The organism is Pantoea sp. GM01 (assembly GCF_000282675.1).
Lineage (GTDB): Bacteria > Pseudomonadota > Gammaproteobacteria > Enterobacterales > Enterobacteriaceae > Pantoea > Pantoea nemavictus.
In genome coordinates this window covers 61,081-74,871 of sequence record NZ_AKIU01000044.1, presented here as the reverse complement: position 1 = coordinate 74,871, position 13,791 = coordinate 61,081, and the positions used below count along the sequence as shown (strand labels likewise).

Sequence of the window (13,791 nt, the reverse complement as noted above, 5' to 3'; positions counted from 1 at the left end):
ACTCGCTCAGCGGGCTGGGATGTCGCCTCAACACCCGCGCTGCAGCAGCAATGCCTATTCCTGAATTATCATCGCTGTAACGCCTGTAGGGTCGCCATTTATGGCGACCTGGATGATCAGAACTGATACGAAACGCTGAATGAGTAGCTGCGCGGCGCGCCATAAACGTAGCTGTTCATGTAGCTGTAATATTCGCGGTCAAACAGGTTATCCACGTTTGCTTGTACCGCCACCTGTTTAGTGACCTGATAACGCGCAAACAGTGATGCCAGTGGAATACTGCCTTGATAAACGCGTACGGTATCGCCGCTGGCATTGGTGGTATCTTCAAACACGCGATTCTGCCAGTTCAGGCCGCCGCCGACTGTGAGATCCGGCAACATAGGCAGTTGATAACGCGTAAACAGTTTGAAGGAAGTTTGCGGCTGATAACTGTTGAAACGGCCATCTTTATCACGCGCCACGTAGCGAGTCGCACCAAAAGTGAGCTGCAGATTATCCGTTAGCGCACCGTTTAGCTCAAACTCCGCACCTTTACTCACCGCACCTTTCGCCGGCGCATAAGCCTGTTCGTTGCCGCTCAGGTAGACGCCATTAATCGCCTCACCGACGTTATCCTGTTCGATACGGAATATCGCCATCGTTGCCGTTAAACGACCATCATACCAGGCGGATTTCAGGCCGGTTTCATAGCTTTTACCGGTGACCGGCGACAGATATTTGCCGCTGGTATCGCGATAAGTTTGTGGCAGGAAGACCGAGGTATAGCTGCCGTACGCTGACCAGGTGTCGTTGATGTCATACACTAACCCGGCGTATGGCGTGGTGTTGTTTTTGGTCATGTTGCCGCTGCTGCCGTTGGTGCTCCACTGCGTATAGCGCGCGCCAATAATCAGCGACAGCGGATCGGCCAGCGAGAAACGCGCGGCGGTGTAGGCCGATTTCTGGCGGATAGTATCGTCCGCATTCTGGTACCAACCTTGCCACTGTGGCTCGGCGATATTGCCGTTCCAGCTGTTATTGAAAATGCCCATATCGCCTGTGGCGATGTCGTAGTTTTCCAGATCGGTAACGCCATCCTGGCTGTAGGTCGCGTTATGCTGGCGACTGTAGCTGACGCCCGCCATCAACTGATGCTGACGACCAAGCAGTTCAAACGGGCCGCTGGCGTAACCGTCGAAGGAGTCCATCTGACGTTTGCCGCGATCCATGCTGCCGTAACCGGTGGTGCCTGCACCGCTATCCTGATCGGCACTGCCCGTCACATACAGCAACTTATCGTTGAAGGTGTTTTCCGCGTGCGTGCCATTGACGTGAATGTTCCAACCGTTATCAAAGTTATGGTCGATGTCGGCGAACACTTTGCGTGAATTGGTGTTGTAGCGCGCCCAGTTTGCCGCGGAGTTGAGGCTGCGATCGTAATGCGTGGTGGCGTTGTTGCTATAGAACATCGGCAAGCCGCCCCACGTAGGATTGCCGGTGTTGGCATCTTCGTAGTCATAGCCCAGCGACAGCGTGGTGTGCTCAGTGATGTCGGCATCTATCACGCCGTAAAGGAATTTTTTGGTTTTATGGTAGCGGTCAAGCCAGCTGTCTTCATCGCTATAACCGGTTACAACGCGCCCGCGTAAGCTACCATCCTGATTCAGCGGTGCCGAGAGATCGGCAACGTAACGCTGTTTATTCCAACTGCCATAGCTGGCGCTTACGCTGCCGGTAAAGGTTTTGCTGTCGGCGTGTTTGCGTACCATGTTGATCGAGGCTGACGGGCTTCCCGCGCCGCTCATCAAACCGGTGGCGCCGCGCACGATCTCAATCCGATCGTAAATCGCGGTATCAGACGCGGCATCACCGTAATTCCAGGTGTCATTGACCGAGGTTGGGATGCCGTCGAAAGAGAAGTTGCTGACTCTAAAGCCGCGTGAATAGTATTCCGAACGTTCGCTGTCGATCAGATTGGTGGAGATGCCGGTGGCATTGGTCAGCACATCGTTTACCGATTGCAGATTCTGATCCTGCATACGCTGCTGCGTTACCACGCTCAACGATTGCGGAACATCACGCGGAGTCAGCAGCATTTTGGTGCCGGCTCGCGTGGTTTTCACTGCGTAATCCTGTTTTTCATTGTTATCACCCTCGCCAGCGGCGGAGGCATCGACCACTAAATCTTGCTGATTCTCGCTGTTGCTGGCTGCGGCCTGCGCCAATGCTGGATTAAGCAGGGCATGAATCGCCATAGCCAGCATGGAGATGGTGAAGGTTTTCCTGATGCCTGACATAAAAATTCCTGTAGATAACGCAAGTTATATGAAGCTGATTCGCTTCAGTTTTTTATGGTGTGCGTCCTTACGCATCAGCCTAAGAAGGCAGAAGGAAGGTCGCGTAAGATGCCACTACGCATTTAATGAGAAGGCCAATGATAATCATTTGCTTTAAAGAATCTCGGAAGGTTTCATTTGTAATTGTAATAATATGTAAACACGAATTATATCAATAAGATATGCGTAGATATAACCCGTTAATAACTCACGTTTTCATTATATTGCTGGTAAATACAGGAAGTTTTAGCGCAAAAATTGGTTGAGAAAGGGCGTTAGCCTGCGCATGAAATAACGCAGGACAGCTTAAAGCGTCGAGAAAGTTGCTAAGTTCATGCTAATGCGTATGATTCTCATTCTTCTTGTATTCTTCCGTGCGCGTAGACGCGTAACGGAGCCGTTCATCCATTGATGGAGTTGAGCATGAAATCGTTATTTAGCCCGCGCAAAGCCGCCGTTGCCGCTGCAATCGTCGCCGCATGCAGCCTGACCGCATGCCAGGCCCCTGCTAAAAAAGCTGAAGCGCCAGCCGCCACCGCTAAGCCGGTTGATACTGCGCTGACCCAACGCACTTTAGGCGATGGCCTGTATGAAATGGCGTACTCGCCTGCTGCGAAAGCGTTATACGTTGCCAGCGCGCAGAGCTTTAAAGACGTCAACGGTGGCGTGATTTATCGTCTCGACCCCACTTCATTAGAGACGAAGGGCGTAACGCATACCGATCTGAAAAACTTCGGCACCGCGATTGATGAGCAAGGTAGCGTGTTCTACACCACCAACTCACTGGACGGCGCGATCTCAAAAGTGGATGCGAACAGCGGCAAAGTGCTCGAACGTTTAGTCTTCCCGGGCAAGAAAGATAAAGAAGGATATCCAGCAGGCGCACGTGAAGTGCTGTGGCATGGCAATGAGCTGTACGTGGGTCGCGTGGCCGATCCGGGTTATATCTCGGTGGTTGACGTGAAAACCTTCAAGCTGAAGGCCACCATCCAGAATGCGGGCAAATGGGTAACCGGCATCATCTATTCACCGCTGACTGAACGCATTTACGCCACCAACGGCGCAGGCGAGATTCTGGTGATCAATCCACGTAGCCACAAGATTGAGAAGCGCTGGACTGCAGGCGACGGCAAAGAGTACCTGTTCCTGAATATGGCGGAAGATCCTGCAACCGGTCGTCTGTTTGTCACCGACGATTCCAAAGGCAAAGCTACGCTGGTGTTTGATGAGCGCACCGGCAAAGTGATTAAACGTATTGAAGGTGATGCGCTGGGTATCAAGTTCAACGCCAAGCGTAATGAGATCTACATCAGCCAGCGCGAATCGAAAAAAGTGTTGCAGCTGGATGCGACAACTTACGCAGTGAAAAACAGCTGGTCGTTTGATAATAATCCAAACAGCCTGCTGATTGGCCCAGATAACAATACGTTGTATGTCACGTTGAAAGCGGAGTTCAACAAAGACTCCTCAACCAAAGGTCAGGATCAGATTGCACGTATCGCCCTGAAATAAGATTTTAGTTTCAGCGTAAAATCATGCCCTCGGAAGAGGGCATTTTTGTTTCTGCTGGCTTATAACCTTGCTGGATATGATTCCTCTCATTTTTATCTCTATAAGGCGCTGGCTATGTTTACAGGACTGAGTGCGTTTCCACTAACTCCGCTGAATGCTTCAGGTATTGACGAAAAAGCGTTTCTCAACATCCTCAAACGCTTAACCGATGCGAAAGTGGATTCGCTCGGCGTGCTGGGTTCAACCGGCAGTTATGCCTATTTCACGCGTGAACAGCGCAAGCGTATTGCGACGCTGGCGGTGCAGCATGCGGATAATATTCCGGTGATGGTAAGCATTGGCGCGATGAGCACAGATGAGGTGTTGCGACTGGCCGATGATGCGCAGCAGGCCGGTGCCAGCGCGTTATTATTACCGGCGCTTTCTTACCAGAAACTCAGTGATGAAGAGGTGTTTGGGCTTTATCAGGACGTCACGCGACAGGTTTCGCTGCCGATCTGCATTTACGACAATCCTGGTACCACCCACGTTGTGTTTTCCGATGCGCTGCATGCGCGAATCGCTACGCTGCCCAATATCGCCTCAATCAAAATTCCAGGCGTACCGGCAGATATTGCCGCCGCCATGCAACGTGTAAAGTCACTGCGCGCTCAATTACCCGCCAGCGTCACGATTGGCGTCAGCGGCGATGCGTTTGCGGGGCCCGGCCTGATCGCCGGTTGTGACCTGTGGTATTCGGTATGTGGTGGACTGTTCCCGCGTACCGCCAAAGCATTGGCTGATGCTGCGATGACTGGAGATTTCGCGGCCGTTGCTGCCCAGGCGCAGCGTCTGGATCCGCTTTGGGCGCTATTTACTCGACACGGCGGCAGTTTGCGCGTCATCGCCGCGGCAGCGGGCATCCTGGGATTAACTGAGATGAATTGTTTACCGCGACCGTTGCGCTCGCTGGCGGCGGCGGATGTGGCAGAGATACAAAAAGTGATCGCGAAGCTGGATTTGGCATAGTTATAGTTAGCTGATTAACTGTGATCGCACTAATAGTTAATCTGATAATAGTTTCATTGGTTATTATTGTTTCCATCGAAGGCGCACAGCCTTCACATCAAACAACCAAAGGAATATGACCATGAAAACGATTAAAACACTGACTATCGCCGCTGCCGCTGCTCTTTCACTGATGTCTGCTGCTAGCTTCGCACAAACTGTTTCAGCCACTTCACTTACTCTTGATGGTGCTGAAGCTAAAATTGCTGCGCAGGCTAAACAGAATGGCGAGCAGTACAAAATTTTGGAAGCCAGCAACGGTAATGTTGTGCATATGACTGCTGAACTTTACAAATAACGGATGGTTGCATACGGATATGCCAGAACAGGTCGCCTACGGGCGGCCTTTTTTGTATATGAAACCCATCCAAGCGTATAGTTACGTAAGTTATCGTGATCGCACTAATGGTTAATATTGAAACGATAACTAGAGTTATTATTGTTCCATCGAAGGCACACAGCCTTCTTATTTAAACCACTAAGGATTATGACCATGAAAACCATCAAAACACTGTCTATCGCCGCTGTTGCTGCTCTTTCAATGATGTCTGCTGCAAGCTTTGCACAGAGCGTATCCGTTGAGTCTTCTACCCTTGACGGTGCAGAAGCCAAAATTGCTGCTCAGGCACAAGAGCAGGGCGCTCAGTACAAAATTACTGAAGCGAACACCAACAACCGCGTTCACATGACTGCAGAGCTGTACAAATAAGTTAGCTACACAAGCAGTTGTGTTAAGGCCGCCTACGGGCGGCTTTGCTGTTTCTGAATGTCCGTAAATGGTCTGCGTGTGTCCCGCGACAGCTCAATACTGTGTGTATCATCAACGCAGCACTTACTTAATCGGACATCGCATGAAAACCATCATCACTAAAAACTTCACCCCGCCCAAAGCCTGGCAAGCCTTAGACATCGCTAACTTCGCCGGCACCAGCGTGCGCCTGCACTGGACGAATCAACCTTACAAATGGCACATCAATGATGGCGAAGAGGTCTTCGCGGTGCTGGATGGCGCGGTGGAAATGCATTACCGCGAAAGCGGTGACGTGAAGAAAGTGCTGCTCAATACGGGCGACATCTTTTACGCCAGCATCGGTACTGAGCATGTGGCACATCCGCAGGGAGAAGCACGCGTTCTGGTGATTGAAAAAGAAGATTCGATCTAACGCGCCAGCAGCGCCTCAATTTCCGCTTTTGCTTGTAGCAGTGCAGCCAGTAAATGCGCAAACTGCTCATCAAAACGTAATGCCGGTGCGGCAATGGCTAAGGCATAGCGCTCGCCGACGCCGGTTTGCAGCGCCACGCTGATGCCGCACACTCCGCGTGCATGTTCTTCGCGATCAACCGCATAACCCTGCTGGCGGATAATCGCTATCTCTTTAAGCAGCAGCTTACGATCCTGCATCGTCTTCCCGGTTCGAACCTCCTGCAACTGTGGCAGCAGCGCCTGCAGCGTATCTTCTGCTTGCTCCGCCAGTAATGCTTTGCCATGCGCCGCGCAGTGCGAAGGAAATGCGGTGCTGACCGGCGACGCCACGCGCAGCTCCTGATCCGAAACCACCTGACTCACCAGCACGGTATGCGTGCCGCGCCAGACGCAGAGGTCAACCGTTTCGCGCGTGCGGCGTCCCAGCGTCGCCATCGCAGGCTGCGACAGCGTAATAATATCGGTATGTGCTGAGGCGGCAAGACGCGCCAGTGCCGGGCCGAGTTTAATGCCGTCGCTATCCTGCAATAACAGCTGCTGCGCGATCAATGAAGACACTAGCCGATGCACAGTAGTGCGCGGCAGATCGGTGATCTTCGCTAACGCGGCGATAGATAACCCCGCCGGACGATCTTCCAGCGCCCGCAGAATGGTTGCAGCGCGCGCAATAACTTGTGATCCATTACTCTCTGTTTCCACACTCATTTTTTATCATTCCGCGCGATTTTAGCTGGCATCACTATAGCATGTTGCGGTGCGGTGATTGACAGCGCTAGCAATTCCTCCAACACTGGTGTCCATTATTTGGTTTTATGTCCATTATTCGGACATCAGGAGAGTATGTGTCATCCATTAAACGAACCGGCGCCTTTTCGCTGCTGGCGGTCAGCTGCCTGACGATTATGGTGGGATGTGTCATCGTGCCCGGCCTTAGCGAAATCGCCGCACAGCTTGGCGTCAGTAATATGGCCAACTGGCTGGTCACACTCCCTTCACTCGGCGTGGTGCTGGCGGGTCCGCTCGCGGGCCGCGCCATCGATCGCTGGGGCGCTTATACGCTTTTGCTGATCGGATTGCTCTGTTATGGCTTGCTCGGTGTCGCCGGCGCGTGGTTACCAGGCGCAGAGCTGCAAATTATTGACCGTTTACTGCTGGGAGGCGCCACGGCGGTTGTGATGGCGGCGGGCACCAGCCTGATTGCCAGTTTCTACGCGGGAGAGACTCGCTTAGCGATGATGGCGCGGCAGGGCATGGCCATAGAGTTGGGCGGCGTACTGTTTCTTTTTCTGGGCGGCATTCTGGCTTCCATTAGCTGGCGCTGGCCCTATTTTCTCTATCTTTTTGCCTGGCTGATGTTGCTAATGGTGGTGATCACCGTGCCGCGTCCGCCGCAGCCGCCAGCTTCTCTGGAGATTAATTATTCAGCGCAGAACAGCGATCGCCAACTGCGCCCGGTGTTGCTGGCCGCGCTCTGTTCGATGATGTGCTTTTTTACCGCCGTCATTATGCTGCCGCAGCGCTTTGCCATGATGGGGATTGATGCCGCGCACATTGGTTATTTTCTCTCGTTTGTTTCGTTGGTGGCGGTGCTGGCGGCGGCGATCATGCCGGATGTCGCGCAGCGATTCGGCAGTTATACGACGTTAGTGATGGCATTTGTCTGTTATCTGTTGGCGCATCTGGAGTTTGCCGCGGCCCCTAACATGGTGCTGTTTATTCCGGGCGGTATATTGCTGGGGATGGGGTTCGGCTTGTCGATTCCGCTGGTTAATCATATGACGGTGAACATCAGCCAGCCACACGCAAGGGGGCGCCAGCTGGCACGTTTATCGATGGCAATCTTCTCTGGTCAGTTTCTCGCGGCATTCATGGCCTGGCTGCCCGGTGGCTTCGCCAGCGCCTTTGTGGCGGCGGCGGTGCTCGCGGCGATCAACGTTTTTGCCATGGGCAAAGTTGGTCGGACATCCTCCCTCTGATTAATGAATCGTGCGAAAAATGACCGCATGCGTGCATCGAGCGCTGTATGCAGTGATGCGAGTTTTATCCACAGGATAACGTCGACTCTACGCACGGGGATTGTGGATAACCTTGAGCGGTTGGATTTTTACGTGGAAGGCGGACCAATCCGCAGAAAAAAGGGTTCATATTCAATGAACCCTTTCAGCTTGATTTGATTACTGCGGCTGGCGGCGCACCGGCGCGCCATTGGCAACGTAGTAAGGCACTGTTACGCGCGGTAAAGCAGGACGACCACGAATCATATCGGCAATTTTCTCGGCGATCATTATGGTCGGCGCGTTTAAGTTACCGGTGGTGATTTGCGGCATGATCGAGGCATCCACCACGCGCAGAGCTTCAACGCCATGCACTTTACCGTCATTACCCACCACGGCCATGTCGTGATAGCCCATGGCATTCGAGCACGACGGGTGATAAGCGGTTTCTGCGTGTTCGCGCACGAATTTATCCAGATCTTCGTCACTTTGTACCGCCAAACCCGGCGATATCTCGCGGCCACGGAACGGATCCAGGGCACGCTGAGCGATAATTTCACGGGTAAGACGAATCGCTGCGCGGAATTCACGCCAATCCTGATCGTCCGACATGTAGTTGAACAAGATGCTCGGATGCGCGTTAGGATCTTTCGACGTGACGTGAACGCGTCCACGGCTGGGCGATCGCATTGAACCGACGTGCGCCTGGAAGCTGTGCGTTTTAATCGGGTTCGAGCCGTTGTAATTAATCGCTACCGGTAGGAAGTGATATTGAATATTCGGCCACTCGAACTCTTCGTCAGAACGAATAAATCCACCCGCTTCAAACTGATTGCTGGCACCGATACCGCTGCCATTAAATAGCCATTCGGCACCAATTGCAGGTTGATTGTGCAGTTTAAGCGCAGGCGCCAGTGAAACCGGCTGCTTACACTCATATTGCAGATACATTTCCAGGTGATCCTGCAGGTTAGCGCCTACGCCCGGCAGGTCGTGAACCAACGGAATATCCAGACTTTTCAATAAGTCCGCTGGACCTACGCCCGAACGCTGCAACACCTGAGGTGAGGCGATCGCTCCTGCGCACAGCAGCACTTCACGACGCGCACGCGCCTCATGCGGCACCTTTTTTTGCAGCCATTTGACGCCACAGGCGCGCTTGTTATCAAACACAATGCGGTCGGTCAGCGCGTGCACTTCTATCGTCAGGTTGGGACGTGAACGGGCCTGATCGAGATAGCCGCGCGCGGTACTGGCGCGACGGCCTTTCGGCGTCACCGTTCTGTCCATTGGACCAAACCCTTCCTGCTGATAACCGTTCAGATCATCGGTACGCGGATAGCCCGCCTGCACGCCGGCTTCCACCATCGCGTGGAACAGCACGTTATTGTCGGATTTAGGGGTGGTTACGCTTACAGGACCACAATCGCCATGATAATCATTGCCACCGATATCGCGGCGCTCTGCGGCTTTGAAGTAGGGCAGGCAGTCGAGATAGCTCCAGTTTTCCAGACCCGGTTGCTTCGCCCAGTTATCGTAATCCATTGCATTGCCACGGATGTAGCACATGCCGTTGATCAGCGACGAACCGCCGAGTCCTTTGCCGCGTCCGCACTCCATGCGACGATTATTCATATGCGGTTCAGGATCGGTCTGATACGCCCAGTTATAGCGGCGTCCCTGCAAAGGGAAGGCGAGGGCCGCAGGCATTTGCGTGCGGAAATCCTGACGGTAATCCGGGCCACCGGCCTCTAATAACAGCACGCTGACGTTCGCGTCCTCGGTCAGGCGCGTGGCCAGCACGTTACCGGCCGAACCGGCACCAATAATAATGTAGTCATACTCCCTGGTGATGCTCATCATGCGTTCCTTCGATTAAAACACGGAGCTGAACGGGTTCAGTTCAACCTGGATAGATTTGATACGGGTGTAATGGGCAAGGGTTGAAATACCGTTTTCGCGGCCAACACCGGATTGCTTATAACCGCCAACCGGCATTTGCGCCGGTGATTCGCCCCAGCTATTGATCCAGCAGATGCCCGCTTCAAGGCGGTGGATCACGCGGTGTGCGGTGGCCAGATCTCGGGTTACCACACCCGCCGCCAGGCCAAAGTGCGTATCATTCGCGCGGCGAATCACTTCCTCTTGATCGTCATAGGTCAGGATGCTCATCACCGGGCCAAAGATCTCCTCTTTGACGATGGTGTGATGATCTTCGCAATCGGTGAAAATGGTCGGCTGTACCCATGCGCCTTGCGCGTAGGCACCCTGCGTTTCGCGCGCACCGCCAATCAGGACGTTAGCGCCTTCCTGCTTACCGAGTTCGATGTAGCGCAGGACATTTTCCATATGCGCGAAGCTCACCAGCGGACCAAAATTGGTGTCGGCATCCATTGGCTGACCGAGACGGATACGTTGAGCGCGCACCAGCAACGCTTGTTCCAGCGCCGCTTTTTGCGAACGATGCACGAAGACGCGTGTACCGTTGGTGCACACCTGGCCGGAGCTGTAGAAGTTCGCCATCATGGCGATATCTGCGGCTTGCTCAATATCGGCATCCGGTAAAATCAGCAGCGGGGATTTGCCGCCCAGCTCCATGGTTACGTCTTTTAGCGTTGATCCTGCCGCACTCGCCATCACTTTTTTGCCGGTTTCGATGCCGCCCGTGAACGAGATTTTCGCAATGCGCGGATGTTCGGTCAGCCATTGGCCCACTTCACGTCCGGCGCCCTGTACCACGTTAAATACGCCGTCTGGCAGGCCGGCTTCGGTGTAAATTTCGGCCAGTTTCAACACGCTGAGCGGCGTGACTTCGCTTGGCTTGAAGATCATTGCGTTGCCGGCAGCCAGCGCCGGTGCAGATTTCCACAGCGCGATCTGAATCGGATAGTTCCACGCGCCGATACCCGCCGTGACGCCCAGCGGCTCACGACGTGTATAGAAGAAGCTGGTGTCGCGCAGTGGATACTGTTCACCCTCGATGATGGTCGCCAGTCCGGCGTAATACTCCAGCACATCGGCGCCGGTGACGATATCCACGGCGGAGGTTTCAGAGTAGGGTTTGCCGGTATCGAGGGTTTCCAGCTCCGCCAGTTCGTCATTGCGTTCACGCAGGATAGCAACGGCTCGCAGCAGAATGCGCGAGCGCTCGGTAGCGGTCATTGCCGCCCAGATACGCTGGCCGCGCTCAGCACTGGCTACCGCTCGTTCGACGTCGGCTTGCGTGGCACGTTGTACCTGTGCCAGCACCTCGCCGTTGGCGGGGTTGATGGTTTCAAACGTCTCTTTGCCACTGGCATCGGTCAACTGACCATCAATGTAGAGTTGTTGTAGGGGATACTTTGCCATTCTTGTCTGTTCCTTAGCTTTAGGCTCTTTTGTTACGCAACTGGCAGCATTGCCAGTTTTTCCTCGACATAGTCGCGGGCGATCGAACATGCCTGCTCTACATCAAAATCCTTTCCGGTCAGACTGCCGCGTAGCCACAGGCCATCAATCAACGCCGCCAGTCCACGTGCCGATTTGCGCGCCAGCTCTGGCGACATCACCTGGCGAAACTGCCAGCAAATATTCGAGTAAAGACGCCGATCGTTAAGGCGTTGCAGGCGGCGCAGTTCGCTGTTGTGCATACTCGCGGCCCAAAAGTCGAGCCAGGCGCGCATTGAATTGGCGCTGGTTTGGCTGGGATGGAAGTTGGCATCGATGATGGCAAAAAGCTGCGCGCGAACATCTTGCCTCGGGGCGTTGGCCCGGCATTCCGCAATGCCATCGCGCAGATCGCGCAGGATCTTGCGCATGGTGGCGTTTAACAATCCCTCTTTGTCACCGAAGTAATGACTGACGATACCGGTAGACATGCCGGCCTCCCTGGCCACCTGCGACAGGGTGATTCCCGCCAGCCCTATGTCGCCGATGGTTTCAAATGCGGCGTTAATCAGCTGCTCTTTGCGTTTTTCGGGAATTTCTTTGCGCACCGTCAAGACTCCGCTTGTTTTTATTGGAATGTTTATTGATTGATTGAACGTTCAATCAATGTACTTTATGCTGCATAAATGTCAAATAAATGTGGTCGAATGTTAACTGTATGTTGCCATCCGGAACCGCTGTTTACCTGTACCAGGAAGAGAACCATGACAGTGAAAAGTCATAGCCCCATCAAAGTAGAAGAAGAACCGATCCGCGTTAACTTCGCGGTGTTTCTGAGTTCAGCCAGCGTGATTCTGGTGCTGGCCTTTATGATCGTGCTGTATCCCTCGGCGAGTCAGAAATGGCTAAACCACGCCCAACTCTGGGTGGCGGATATGTTTGGCTGGTATTACATGCTGCTGATGGTGGTGTGTATGGTGTTTGTTTTCTGGCTGGCGTTATCCCGCTTTGGTCAACTCAAACTCGGCCATGACGATGAAAAACCGCAGTTTGGCTATGCCTCGTGGGTCGCCATGCTGTTCTCGGCGGGCATTGGTATCGCGCTAGTCTATTACGGTGCTTATGAACCGCTTGACCATTTCCTGCAACCGCCGGAAGGTCAGGGTGGAACGGTTGAAGCGGCGCGTCAGGCGATGGCGATTACCTTCTTACATTGGGGCCTGCATGGCTGGGCGCTATATGCCTTAATCGCCACGGCGCTGGCGTGGTTTGCCTATCGCCGCGATCTACCGCTCGCCTTGCGTTCCGCGCTCTATCCGCTGTTTGGTAAGCGGATTCATGGCTGGATTGGGCATTTGGTTGATAGCTTTGGCATCCTGGTGACGGTGATCTCGATGGTGACCAACCTCGGCATCGGCGCGCTGCTGGTGAACTCCGGCCTCAACTATCTCTTCCACATTCCGCAAAACACTAACGTGTTGATGATATTAATCGTGCTGATGATGGTCGTGGCGACGCTGGCGGCAGTGACCGGAGTAGAGAAAGGGATTGCGATGTTATCCAACATCAACGTCGGTTTTCTTTGCCTGCTGCTGCTGTTTGTGTTCGTTGCCGGACCGACGATGACGTTGGTCAACGGCATGATGCAAAACGTCGGCGATTATCTGACTTCGATTGTCGGCAAGAGCTTCAATCTCTACTTGTATGGTAAAGCTCGCCAGTGGCAGGGCGCCTGGACGCTGTTCTACTGGGCGTGGTGGGTTGCCTGGGCGCCCTTTGTTGGTCTGTTCATCGCGCGTATTTCCAAAGGCCGTACGATTCGCGAATTGATCTTCGGTGTGCTGTTGATTCCGCTCGGCTTTACTCTCGCATGGCTGTCGCTGTTTGGTAATACCGCGATCAGTCTGGTGCTGGAGGGCGGTCATGCCATTCTTGGTCAGGTGGCGCTGAGCGATCCGCCGATGGCCGTGTTCAAACTGTTTGAGTATCTGCCGTTTACCCAGTTGGTCGCCGGATTCACCATCCTCATCAGCTTTGTGCTGTTCCTGACGCCAGTGGATTCCGGCACGCTGATGATTGCCAATCTATCAAGCAAAGGCGGCGGCGTAAGCGACGATGCACCGGCGTGGCTGCGTATCTTCTGGGCATGCGTCACCACGTTGGTGTGTGCCGGTTTACTGTATGCGGGCAGCTTCAGTGCGATGCAAACCGCGGTAGTGCTGTGTGGATTGCCGTTCTCACTTGTCATCGTGCTGTATATGGCAAGTCTGTATAAAGATCTGCATCAGATGGCACCGTCTGAAGTTGCCGCCGTGGTGAATGAGAAAACCACGCAGTAACCCGTTAAGGT

At 53.8% G+C, this 13,791-nt stretch carries 12 protein-coding genes; 7 read left to right on the top strand and 5 right to left on the bottom strand.

The annotated features are described in order from the left end of the window. Positions 1-116 precede the first annotated feature (116 nt). A complete protein-coding gene (gene fhuE / locus PMI17_RS12860) occupies positions 117-2,279 on the bottom strand; it encodes a ferric-rhodotorulic acid/ferric-coprogen receptor FhuE (protein WP_007890157.1) in 2,163 nt (720 codons plus the stop codon). A gap of 462 nt (positions 2,280-2,741) precedes the next feature. Here fhuE and PMI17_RS12855 point away from each other — a divergent pair, with 462 nt between their 5' ends. The 5 genes from PMI17_RS12855 to PMI17_RS12835 all read left to right on the top strand — a co-directional run bounded on the left by PMI17_RS12855 (position 2,742) and on the right by PMI17_RS12835 (position 6,040). After that, positions 2,742-3,830, top strand: coding sequence for a YncE family protein (locus tag PMI17_RS12855; protein ID WP_007890156.1), 1,089 nt, complete (start codon positions 2,742-2,744; stop codon positions 3,828-3,830). Positions 3,831-3,944: 114 nt separating this feature from the next. Further along, the gene (locus PMI17_RS12850; protein ID WP_007890155.1) at positions 3,945-4,838 is read left to right on the top strand and encodes a dihydrodipicolinate synthase family protein; all 894 of its coding nucleotides are present in this window, start codon (positions 3,945-3,947) and stop codon (positions 4,836-4,838) included. 121 nt (positions 4,839-4,959) lie between these two features. Continuing rightward, positions 4,960-5,175 carry a YdgH/BhsA/McbA-like domain containing protein gene (locus tag PMI17_RS12845; protein WP_007890154.1) on the top strand — a complete coding sequence of 72 codons (216 nt, stop codon included), beginning with the start codon at positions 4,960-4,962 and terminating at the stop codon, positions 5,173-5,175. 195 nt (positions 5,176-5,370) lie between these two features. Then, positions 5,371-5,586, top strand: a complete 216-nt coding sequence (locus PMI17_RS12840; RefSeq protein ID WP_007890153.1) for a YdgH/BhsA/McbA-like domain containing protein — start codon at positions 5,371-5,373, stop codon at positions 5,584-5,586. A gap of 142 nt (positions 5,587-5,728) precedes the next feature. Next, entirely contained in the window at positions 5,729-6,040 is a 312-nt protein-coding gene (locus PMI17_RS12835; RefSeq protein ID WP_007890152.1) for a cupin domain-containing protein, read from the top strand. Here the strand turns inward: PMI17_RS12835 and PMI17_RS12830 are convergent. Continuing rightward, positions 6,037-6,786 (bottom strand): IclR family transcriptional regulator, encoded by a 750-nt coding sequence (locus PMI17_RS12830; protein ID WP_007890151.1) that lies wholly within the window; start codon positions 6,784-6,786, stop codon positions 6,037-6,039. The genes PMI17_RS12835 and PMI17_RS12830 overlap by 4 nt on opposite strands. A gap of 137 nt (positions 6,787-6,923) precedes the next feature. Here PMI17_RS12830 and PMI17_RS12825 point away from each other — a divergent pair, with 137 nt between their 5' ends. Beyond that, positions 6,924-8,057 (top strand): MFS transporter, encoded by a 1,134-nt coding sequence (locus tag PMI17_RS12825; RefSeq protein WP_007890150.1) that lies wholly within the window; start codon positions 6,924-6,926, stop codon positions 8,055-8,057. Between the two features lie 198 nt (positions 8,058-8,255). Here PMI17_RS12825 and betA read toward each other — a convergent pair whose 3' ends face one another. Genes betA through betI form a run of 3 tightly spaced genes read right to left on the bottom strand, consistent with a single transcriptional unit; the run spans position 8,256 to position 12,049 of the window. Further along, entirely contained in the window at positions 8,256-9,935 is a 1,680-nt protein-coding gene (betA, locus tag PMI17_RS12820; RefSeq protein WP_007890149.1) for a choline dehydrogenase, read from the bottom strand. 15 nt (positions 9,936-9,950) lie between these two features. Further along, a complete protein-coding gene (gene betB, locus PMI17_RS12815; RefSeq protein WP_007890148.1) occupies positions 9,951-11,423 on the bottom strand; it encodes a betaine-aldehyde dehydrogenase in 1,473 nt (490 codons plus the stop codon). Positions 11,424-11,455: 32 nt separating this feature from the next. Next, positions 11,456-12,049 (bottom strand): transcriptional regulator BetI, encoded by a 594-nt coding sequence (gene betI, locus PMI17_RS12810; protein WP_007890147.1) that lies wholly within the window; start codon positions 12,047-12,049, stop codon positions 11,456-11,458. 156 nt (positions 12,050-12,205) lie between these two features. On the opposite strand from betI, the gene PMI17_RS12805 reads away from it, so the two are divergent. After that, positions 12,206-13,780 carry a BCCT family transporter gene (locus PMI17_RS12805; protein WP_007890146.1) on the top strand — a complete coding sequence of 525 codons (1,575 nt, stop codon included), beginning with the start codon at positions 12,206-12,208 and terminating at the stop codon, positions 13,778-13,780. Positions 13,781-13,791 lie beyond the last annotated feature (11 nt).